Origin of the sequence: Bacillus sp. CECT 9360, from assembly GCF_918741275.1 — a bacterium.
Lineage (GTDB): Bacteria > Bacillota > Bacilli > Bacillales > DSM-1321 > Peribacillus.
The window spans coordinates 102,040-112,714 of the sequence record NZ_CAKKNA010000006.1; the positions used below are offsets into that span (position 1 = coordinate 102,040).

General features: G+C 41.3%; 11 protein-coding genes. All 11 read right to left on the minus strand.

Annotation, left to right across the window (positions count from 1 at the left end; translation table 11 throughout):
• Positions 1–90: 90 nt before the first annotated feature.
• The gene (gene ypeB, locus LQ216_RS08950; RefSeq protein ID WP_230128961.1) at positions 91–1,443 is read right to left on the minus strand and encodes a germination protein YpeB; all 1,353 of its coding nucleotides are present in this window, start codon (positions 1,441–1,443) and stop codon (positions 91–93) included.
• 12 nt (positions 1,444–1,455) lie between these two features.
• Complete coding sequence (gene sleB / locus LQ216_RS08955; protein WP_230128962.1) at positions 1,456–2,322, minus strand: spore cortex-lytic enzyme; 867 nt, start codon at positions 2,320–2,322, stop codon at positions 1,456–1,458.
• A gap of 247 nt (positions 2,323–2,569) precedes the next feature.
• On the minus strand, positions 2,570–3,235 hold the full coding sequence (gene prsW, locus LQ216_RS08960; protein WP_230128963.1) for a glutamic-type intramembrane protease PrsW: 666 nt from the start codon (positions 3,233–3,235) through the stop codon (positions 2,570–2,572).
• A gap of 680 nt (positions 3,236–3,915) precedes the next feature.
• On the minus strand, positions 3,916–4,116 hold the full coding sequence (locus LQ216_RS08965) for a cold-shock protein (RefSeq protein WP_117305052.1): 201 nt from the start codon (positions 4,114–4,116) through the stop codon (positions 3,916–3,918).
• A 161-nt stretch (positions 4,117–4,277) separates the two neighbouring features.
• Positions 4,278–5,246 carry an asparaginase gene (locus tag LQ216_RS08970; protein WP_230128964.1) on the minus strand — a complete coding sequence of 323 codons (969 nt, stop codon included), beginning with the start codon at positions 5,244–5,246 and terminating at the stop codon, positions 4,278–4,280.
• Between the two features lie 32 nt (positions 5,247–5,278).
• Positions 5,279–6,244, minus strand: coding sequence for a YpdA family putative bacillithiol disulfide reductase (locus tag LQ216_RS08975; protein ID WP_230128965.1), 966 nt, complete (start codon positions 6,242–6,244; stop codon positions 5,279–5,281).
• 120 nt (positions 6,245–6,364) lie between these two features.
• A complete protein-coding gene (locus LQ216_RS08980) occupies positions 6,365–7,642 on the minus strand; it encodes a Glu/Leu/Phe/Val dehydrogenase (protein WP_230128966.1) in 1,278 nt (425 codons plus the stop codon).
• Positions 7,643–7,873: 231 nt separating this feature from the next.
• Positions 7,874–8,458, minus strand: a complete 585-nt coding sequence (locus LQ216_RS08985) for a genetic competence negative regulator (protein ID WP_230128967.1) — start codon at positions 8,456–8,458, stop codon at positions 7,874–7,876.
• A gap of 87 nt (positions 8,459–8,545) precedes the next feature.
• Positions 8,546–9,331, minus strand: coding sequence for a metallophosphoesterase (locus LQ216_RS08990; RefSeq protein WP_230128968.1), 786 nt, complete (start codon positions 9,329–9,331; stop codon positions 8,546–8,548).
• Positions 9,332–9,439: 108 nt separating this feature from the next.
• A complete protein-coding gene (locus LQ216_RS08995; protein WP_230128969.1) occupies positions 9,440–10,075 on the minus strand; it encodes a CBS domain-containing protein in 636 nt (211 codons plus the stop codon).
• 93 nt (positions 10,076–10,168) lie between these two features.
• Positions 10,169–10,627 (minus strand): YpbF family protein, encoded by a 459-nt coding sequence (locus LQ216_RS09000; RefSeq protein ID WP_230128970.1) that lies wholly within the window; start codon positions 10,625–10,627, stop codon positions 10,169–10,171.
• Positions 10,628–10,675 lie beyond the last annotated feature (48 nt).

Sequence of the window (10,675 nt, forward strand, 5' to 3'; positions counted from 1 at the left end):
TATATTTTACCTTAAATATCCAAAAAAATCATTAATTAATACACATTAAAAAAGGAAAAGCACAAATGTACTTTTCCCGTGATGAGCTGTTTATAATAAATCCTCATAAACCGGCTCAGAGTTTTTAAGCTTCTCAACTTTTTCTTCCTGGCCTGTGTTGGCATTGATAAAAATTCTGTATGTGTCATCATTAATCGTGCCGAGGAACTCATAGCAAAGGACCTCTTCACCGGTTTCACCTTCTATTAACGCTTTCCGCTCTTCCATAACCTTGACTTTAGGATTGATTTTTTTCCTGGCCTGCTCACTTGTTACAGAAAATTCACCCATCTCTCTTATTTTATGGGATTTCAAGAATTCGTCTGCGGAAAAACCAATCACACTGCCATCATCCAAAGCTATTTTCACTTTTACTGAATCTGGGTAAACTCTTACGCCATCTACAGTAGTGACAAAGTTGAACAAACCAACATTGTCATACTGGGCACTTTCATATAAGTCAAGAGAATCAAAGTTGTGGTCTTTTAGGAATGTCACAGCCTTATTGCTTGCGGTGTTCAAATCGATTTTGGTGTCATTGACATCCCGATTATTGATATACCAGATTGGATAGCCGCCCTTTTTTGTAATGTCCATATTGACTTCCGTTTTGGTCTTGGAATTAATCAGGCTAACACTATAAAAGCCATAATCGGAACCTTTGCCGTTTTCCTCCACACGGGTTTTTACATCACCAGATAGATTGGCATATTGCTTTGCTTTCGCTACTGCCTCTTTTTTGCTGATTTCTTTTCCTTTAATATTTTTAAAGTTTTCATCCTTCTTTTGGCCGCTTGTGAAATTCGGATCGAGATTAGATGTCTCGCTGTAGCCGGCCACTTTCTTTTCAACCGTTTTAAAACCATCGACAATCGTGTTGTCCGCATTTTGGTCATTGGAAGCCAAAGCCGTTTCGACATCCATCCATCTCAGGTTGTTTTTGATTACCAGATGCTGAACATTCCTTAACTCATCTTGTACTTCCCCGGCTTCTTTATAAAGCGACTGAAGCCGGGAGTATTCTTTGTCGTTTAACGGTTCTTTCTCGAGATCCCTGACAGCAGTCGTGTAACTGAACTTCCCGATATCTGATAAAAATTCCTCGGTTTTATTGAAAGGCATGAGAGTAAGAGGCAGTTGGCCTACATCAATCTGTGCCTCTGAAGTAATTCTCCAGACATCTGTAAGAGCGGGACTCAGTGACTGTCTTGAGTTCATGGCAAGTGTATTCCCTATTTCATCATGCAATACATCCATCTGATAGGATAAATCATGGAAAGCCCGCTGATAATTATTTTCTGCTTGAACCAGAACTGCACTTTTTTCTTTATGTTCCTGGTAGCCCCAAAATCCAGTACCGGCTAGTGCTACAGCGAGAACTCCGATTATTACATTTCGTATCATTTTTTCACCCCTTTATTTACAGAAAATATGTTTCCCGATTTGTTTTATTTGTGGCCGTGTCCAAATCCACCCGCTTGTCGCTGTATCAGGGTTGAAATAATATTGAGCTTCTCCAGTGGGATCCCAGCCATTGATAGCATCAACAACGGCTTCCTTAGCCCCTTCATTCGGTGTCAGCCAAATCTGGCCATCCGCAACGGCCGTAAAGGCACGCGGCTCAAAGATGACGCCTGAAATGGTATTCGGAAATGATGGGCTTTCAATCCTGTTCAAAATAACTGCAGCAACGGCAACCTGACCTATATACGGCTCTCCGCGGGCTTCTCCATAAACTGCATTCGCCATCAGTTGAATGTCGTTCTGGGAATATCCTCCCGGAACGTTTGCAGCTGTCGCTGTTGGTGTTGTTTTTGCTCCTCCACCTTTTGCAGCTTGTTTCGGTGGTGCCTTTGCTGTCCCGGAAGCATTTGTCTTCTTTCTCGGTTTTACCTGTTTTTCAATTGGAACATTACCGTAGTAAGTAAATTCATTCCCTTTTGCAATTTGCTCATGGACAAACTTACCATTAAAATTAGAAGCGTTAACTAGTTTGGTTCTCGTTTTCAGACCGGCAAGCCCATCAATGGGAAGTCCGAAATCTTTTTGGAAATTCCGAAGAGCCCAGTAGGTTCCCCAGCCATAAACGCCATCAATTTTACCATTAAAGAAGCCAATGTTTTGCAAGCGTGCCTGAAGTTCAATCACATCATTCCCTACGGCTCCTCTTTGAATCACCTGGCCGGAGAATGCATGTGCCGTAGATTCAGAAGTCAGAGAGATACTGACTGATAGGCACAATAACCAAAGCAAAAATTTGCTCTTTGACGAAATCCCTTTCATCAAAACACTCCCTCTTTTCTTATATTGACATTAACCCTATTTTCTTCTTAAAAGAGGTTTTTATTCTATTTCACTGAAAGAGGATATATTTTATAATTTCAATAAGAAAAGCGGAAGCGCCCTGTAAGTAAAAGACATCGACTAAACCTGCCACATCGGGGTAGCTAAACATTTTTTTCAAATTAATATCATTTAAAAAAGGAGACTGACTATGGATAAGTCTGTCTCCTTTAAATATAAAGATCTATTATAATGAACCGGATGCATGGAAATCCGAAAGCACTCTTGCTTTTTTGACTTTTTTTAGACCCAACCACCATAAAAAAATCATGAATGGCATAATCCAATAGAGCCAAAATTCCTGCGTAAGCAGAATGTAATCATATACTCCGTGCAAAAGAAACGGCACCGCAAAAGCGAGGGATACGTACATTTTCTTCCTTTTCTTCGTGAACTTGCCTTTACCCAGATAGTATCCCATGATGACTCCAAACAGCGCATGGCTGGAAACCGGAAGAATGGCTCTTGTGAAGGCATGCTCTACCCCGTTTGCAATCAGATACAAAATATTTTCCATCGTCGCAAATCCAAGCGAGACGGAAACCCCGTAGACGATTCCGTCATACGGTTCATCAAAAGCCACATGAGAATAAATGAGAAAGAAGAGGATAAACCATTTAGAAAATTCCTCTAAAAGCGCAGCCCAAAGAAAAGCATGTGCCAGATCACTCTGAAAGATATGTTCCGTTTCTAATATATACTGAAAAAACATGATTGGAAAAACGAGGAAAACACCAAATAGAAAGGATTTTGTTACAACTGAAATAGGTTCTGTTTCATAATGGTCTTTTAAATAGAAATAGCTGAGCAAGGCCAGACCCGGAGCCATACCAGCTGAGAATATGACCAGCATTGGCTGACCTCTTTTCATCTTTTTAATAATCGTATCACGGAATAGGGGAAAAGAACAATACGGATATCCCTTCATTCTTAGGAAAAACAAGTCACCCGGACCGTAAGGATCATGGACTACATCGTTATGTCTTACGTCGATGCCAGTCTATCCCGAGGAACCGCGAGCAGACAGTTCCCCATTTAATAAAATTGGCGTCTTCAGTCGAATATTTGGATAATCGTTCGTAAATTCAAGCTATCACTCTAAATTTAAATAATCATTCGTAAAATCTGAGTTTGGATAATAAATCCGGAGTTTGGATGATAAATCTCGGGTTTGAATAATGAGGTTAGACAATCCTGGGCAAAACATCACCAAAAGGTCCTGTTTTACGCAAAGGAGTTACTCTAGGGGAAAACGGGCTGGAGCAGATAAAATCCGTCACGTCCTGTTACGAACGCTGATGTCACCACGTCCTGTGGAAGTCCGGAGAGGGGCAGGAAGAACACCTGCCTCTTATGACCTCGATGCCGACTAAAATCGCCACGGCCTTATGTCTTCGTCGGCACTAGCACGTCCTGTGAGTCGGGGCTGGGCTGCTTACGCTAGACATTAATACATGTTGAAAATTTTATACTTTCTTATCTTTTTAAAAAAACAGGCCCCACAAAAGGGGGCCTGTCTATCTGGTAGTGCTATTATGCTTTTTGTACGTTTGAAGCTTGTGGTCCACGTTGACCTTGTTCTACTTCAAAAGTCACGTCTTGGCCTTCTTCAAGTGATTTGAAACCTTCGCCTTGAATCGCTGAGAAGTGTACGAATACATCGTCTCCACCTTCACGTTCGATGAAGCCAAAACCTTTTTCTGCATTAAACCATTTAACTTTACCTTGTTCCATTTTTGTTGCCTCCTAGTGTGTAAACACACATTGTATTACTATCCTTGCTCTAAGTGATCATCAAGACGAAAAGTTCACACTTATACTATCTGTTACACTGAACAAAAATAATTCTTTTTTATAATAACAGCTAGTGGTACGGAAAGCAATTTTTTTGCGTACTAGTAAGCAAAATTTTCTTCATTTACTTTGTCGGTACTGGCTAAAAGGACCGCCAATTTAATTCTTGCTTTTTTACTATCGTAATCCGAGCCAAGCATGACGCCTCGTTGTTTTAAGTCAAACGCGCTCCCGACATAATCATAAGCAGGATACACTTTGCCTTCTTCCGCACTGGTTGTCATTACAATGGCAACTCCGTCATCTATTGCTTTTTGAATGGAGGGAACCATACTAGGTGTGACTTGCCCCCTGCCTACTCCTTCTAACACAATTCCCTGCGCACTAGCTTTTAATGACGCTTCAATGAAAACTCCATCCGTACCTGTATGGCATTTAATAATGTCCACCCTCGGTATTTTCCTCTGGATATCATAAAATTCTCTATGTACAGGTTTTTGATAGATACCAACTACGTTATTATCAATAATTCCAACATATCCATATCCATATGATTCAAATCCCTGGAGATTGGAGGCATGGACTTTTTTTACATACTTGGCAGAATATATTCTCTCATTGAAAACGACAACGACTCCGACATTCTCTAAAAGTTCATGTGCTGCGGCAAAAATTGAATTTCTTAAATTGGAGTATACATCGGTCCCTACTTCTTGTGGCGAACGTTGGGAGCCAGTAACGACAATTGGCCTCTTATCGTTGACGGTAATATCAAGGAAATAAGCAGTCTCCTCCAAGGAATCGGTACCATGTGTGACAACAATGCCAGTCACTGTTGGGTCTTGCAGCTCCCGATTGATTGCATCTCGTAGTTTCAACATGGATTCGAAGTCCATGAACATGCTGGGGACTTGCAGAAAGTCTACAATCTTGATTTCAATGGTGTCAGGGAGCTTACAAAGAGCAGCCAACTCTTTCCCGCTCAATGCTCCGGAAGATAGCATCCCGTCTTTCGTTTCCTTACTTGCAATCGTTCCGCCTGTCGTAATCAGCGATATTTTCCGCCCCATATGATTGACACCTCCCTACCAATGTTCTTTCCTTATTTTTTATTCAGTATATGCTTTGCGATTACACCGCCATGAAATCTGCCATTTTCAATGAAAATTTCATTGGCGTTATTGCCGGCAGCAATTACACCGGCGATATAGATTCCTTCCACGTTTGTCTCCATCGTCTCATTGTCATGAACAGGCTGGCCTGATTCTTTCTCGATTTGAATCCCCATCTGCGTTAAGAAAGAATAGTCCGGATGATAGCCTGTCATCGCAAAAGCAAAGTCATTTCTAATCGTCTTTATTTGGTCTTCGACATGATAAATGACGCTATCCTCCGTAATTTCATCCACTTCAGCGTTGAATTCCATGGTAATCGTACCATTTCGTACAAGGGCTTCAAATTCAGGAAGAATCCAAGGTTTGATGCTGGGCGAATATGCATTTCCACGGTAAAGCACAGTGACTCTCGCTCCTGCCTTGACGAGTTCCAGGGCCGCATCCACACTGGAATTCTTTCCGCCGATAACAGTTACGTCCGTATTGAAGTAAGGATGCCCTTCTTTAAAATAATGATAAACCTTTGGTAATTCTTCTCCTTTTATCCCGAGAAAATTCGGATTATCATAATAGCCGGTTGCAATCACGATTTGTCCGGCCTTATATTCCGCTTTGTTCGTAAAGACGATAAAGGAAGCATCATCCTGTTTATCGATGCGCTCCACTTTCTCAAACGTGTTGACACGCAGTTCCTTACGCTTAACCACTTCCCGGTAATAGGCCAATGCCTGGTTACGAACCGGTTTGCGGTTCTCGGTAATAAAGGCAATGTCACCGATTTCAAGCTTCTCGCTTGTACTGAAGAACGTCTGGTGGGTCGGATAATGAAAGATGGCATTTACAATGTTTCCTTTTTCAATAACCAAGACCTCTTTCCCGGCTTCTTTCAATGAAATGGCGGCTGACAGCCCGCATGGACCCCCTCCAACAATGATTACATCTTCTATATTCATAGTAGGTCACTCCTCATGTTTGCTCATCTTTTTGTTCCATGCATACAAAATTGTATACGATTAATGGAAAAATCTCCTATCCAATGATGGTAGGAGACCAATTAAATGATTGCGATTTAATTAAATCCAGCCGCGGAAGCGTGATGCTTCTGCCATTTTTCTGACACCGATCATATAGGCGGCAAGACGCATATCTATCCTGCGCTTTTGTGCTGTGTCGTAAATATTGTTGAACGATTTCACAAGGATTTTTTCAAGCTTTTCTTCCACTTCTTCTTCAGACCAATAATAGCCCTGGTTGTTTTGGACCCATTCGAAATAAGAAACCGTTACGCCGCCTGCAGAGGCAAGAACATCTGGAACAAGAAGGATGCCGCGTTCCGTAAGGATTTGAGTGGCTTCTATTGTTGTCGGCCCATTGGCTGCTTCAACGACGATCCTAGCTTGTATTTTATGGGCGTTCTCTTCTGTTATTTGATTTTCAATCGCGGCCGGCACAAGAATGTCACATTCAAGTTCAAGCAATTCTTTATTGGAAATCGTATTTTTAAAGAGCTTCGTTACGGTTCCGAAACTATCTCTTCGGTCTAATAAATAATCGATATCAAGGCCATCCGGATCATGCAATGCCCCATATGCGTCAGAGATGCCGACTACCTTCGCTCCGGCGTCATGCATAAACTTGGCCAGATAACTTCCAGCATTCCCAAAGCCTTGAATCACTACGCGTGCTCCTTCAATTTGGATGCCTTTCTTTTTGGCCGCTTCATTTATACAAATGGTTACGCCTTTTGCCGTAGCCGATTCCCGGCCGTGTGAACCTCCCAGAACAAGCGGTTTGCCTGTGATAAAGCCTGGAGAATTGAATTCATCTATCCTGCTGTATTCATCCATCATCCATGCCATGATTTGTGAATTAGTGAATACATCAGGCGCAGGGATATCTTTTGTTGGCCCGACAATCTGGCTTATCGCGCGTACGTAGCCGCGGCTGAGTTTTTCCAATTCATTAAAAGACATATCGCGCGGATCACAAACGATTCCGCCCTTACCGCCTCCATAAGGCAAGTCCACAATTCCACATTTTAAGCTCATCCAAATAGACAGCGCCTTAACTTCCTTCTCCGTTACGGAAGGATGGAACCTGATGCCGCCCTTAGTCGGTCCTACAGCATCGTTATGCTGTGCGCGATAACCAGTAAAAATCTTTACGGATCCATCATCCATTTTCACCGGAATTTTCACGGTCAATAATCGTAATGGCTCTTTTAAAAGTTCGTATACTTCCTCTGGATAACCGAGCTTCTCTAGTGCTTTATGTATAACAGTCTGAGTCGATTTCAGCACATCATGCTTTTCTTCTTGGTTAGTATGGTCAGTACCTTTTTCGGCTACCATCTGTGTACCTCCTAAAAAATCATATATAGGCTAGGGTCACCTTCCATGACATAGTATACACTTTTGACACTTTTATGCAAAGGAGAAAACTTGTCATTTTCCCCTGTTTTCGTCATAAAAGAAAGCGGATTCATTATACTTTTCTCTTTCCCTGGTCATTTCTAATCCAAACTTTATTTGAAAACTATGCAGAGGTCGGGAACCCGCAGTGAACCTCTGCGGCGTTATCATTTATTTGCGAAAATGGTTAGTAAGGACCCTGACCGCTTCATCTGCAATAACTAACTTGCCGTATTCCTGGATACGAAACAGCGTCAGCGTTGACACAGAACCATATTCAGCTGCCAGGGAGATCACCGCATCATATTGTTTTTCTTTCACATAATCAATCAGAATATAATACTTACTTTCGTATCGATACAATGTAGATCGCCAGGTTCCAATCGATTTTAATGAATAGCAAAGCTGGATGACATCCTCCAGATCAGTAAAGGTATAGAGAATATGCGGATTTTCGTCCACTTTTACCTGCAAATCGAGGAATTCATCTCCGGAGTCATCGAGGATGCTGTTTTCATCGTCTTTCGTGACGATAATGATTAAGCCTTGAGCCTGCAATGAGAATATTTCTATCGCAATGGAACCGCTCATCTTTAATTGTAGCTCCTCACATGCCTCTTCAATCATTTCCTGAAAAAGCTTGTGAACCTTAAGCGAATTTCCATGAATATCATCTTTCGTTAACCCTCTGTCAATTAAATCGTCAAAAGTTAAAAAAATTTTTATTTTGTTGTTGGTTAATCGCTCAAGCTTCATAAAAAAATGCCCCCTGGATAACATCTTCATACATCATATGAAGGTGTTTATCCAGAGTGCATATCCATTGCATGACTTCTCATTCAGTTAGGAATTGTTAGTAGAGAATTTTTTCAGATGAAGCAGATGCGTTTCTGGTTTCGCTCCCAGCCGGAGAGGGATTGTGGTTGTACCATAACCGTTGCTCGTTAAAAGAATGGTCTCCTTTACCTTCTTAATCCCGCCGAGTTCGTATGGCCCGAATCCAAAAAACCGGATTTGTCCGCCATGTGTGTGACCGCTTAATATAAGGCGGATATGGTCTTCACCCTTTATCTGTTCCGAAACTAAAGGATTGTGGCTGACGAGAATTTTAAAAGCCGCGTGATCGGTTTCTGAAAGTGCCAGATCAAGACGATCCTTTTTCATGGCGATATCATCAATTCCAAGCAATTCCATTTTTTCTCCTTGGTCTGATTCAAATGCGAAGCTTGTATTATCAAGGATTTTTACGCCGTGTTTTAAGAGAATCGCGTCGAGCATGTGATAATCTGTTTCGTAATCGTTGTTTCCCCAAACAAAATACAGCGGTCCAATCTCCCGTAGCTTTACAATATTGCGTTCAACCCTCTCGAACGGAACGCCCTTCTCGGTCATATCACCGCCAACGATGACAATATCCGCTTTTCTACGAACCTCATCAATGACCTTTGCAGAGACGGTGCGCCTATGTATATCAGAAATAAAAAAGATGCTAATAGTCCCAAATGTATCCGGAAAATCTTCAAAGAACAAATTCTTCTCAACCACTATATCGAGAAACGCGGTCCTGACCATGATTAGAATGATGATAATAAGAATGATGGCGGCCACACTAAATAGTATTAACGTCATATTACCCTCCAGAGGAAAAAAATTATCTGCTATTCTGTATTAAATCTACCCCTTTATCCACGTAAAAAATCCCTCCCATATAACTATGAGAGGGAGTGTCCGCCCATTCTACTCATCTTCATTTATACTTAAAATTCTGAATCCTGAATTCTCGACCTTCTTGATGAACTTCTCCATATTCGGGTTTTTCTCTACCTTCATGACGATGCGCCGCACAAGCTTATCGGTTTCATCAAAAGTAACAAGAGAGATGATATGCTCATGATACTGATGGGCAATTTCCGATAAACGCGCAAGCCTTCCCTCTGTTTCAACAGAAGTGAAAGCAATTCTGACTCCCGGCCGGTTCACTCCGAAAGCGCTCTGGAAAGTCTCAACGACGTCGCTTCTTGTGACGGCCCCAAGAAAATTCCGATCCTCGTCCACGACGGCAAGAATCGGGAAATCCTTCAAATTGACCAGCGTTTTTTCAAAGATTTCATCCCCGATCAGGACATCATCCTGATGTGTGGCAATTTCGCTAACCAATGTATGGTTTAAATACATTTCTTGGTCGCCTGCTGTTTTAAAATACTGTTTATAAATATCATATCTGGTGATTATACCAGCATATTTCCCGCCGTCCAGTATCGGAAGGCCATCAATTTGATGTTCTTCTAATTTTTGCAGCGCGACTGCGAGATTCTCATGATAGGGAACTGTATGACAATGATATTTCGAAATCATAATGTTTTTCACAAACATATCCGCTTCACTCCTAGCTTTTACTCCTTATATATTCCATACTAAAAGCTGATTTCCTTTTTTCTTTTGAACTCCTTCTCTGAAATGGCCAGGCTACTTATTTTCGTGATATAAATTGATATCATAATTGTTCTTCATCATATCAAATACTTTGTGGCGATTCTGCCACGCATCTTCTCGCTTCCAAAGATCCTTGCTTCGATCAACAATTTCACAGCGAAGCCCTTGATACTCTTTCTCGGCCTTATCCCGCTTAGATTTAAGTAAATTCATGTATCCGTATAAGCCGATGGTCACGACTAAAAAAATGAAATGATTGGATTGGTTTACAAACGCACTGAACATGGCAAAAAATGAGTACGAATATGGATGGGCTATATAAAAATATACATACAGCAGCAGAATTGCCGCCATCCCTAAGGAAGCCCAAATACTGATCATGTGATTCCTTTTTGCTTTATCGAATTTTCTTTTTCTATCGATTACATTTTGCAGCATTTTCTTCGTTGCCTGGTCTGTATGCCCATCCAATAATAAAATACTTGGTTCCATATTGGTCCCCCTCTAAAAGCAACATATATTCACAAATATATATTTTGC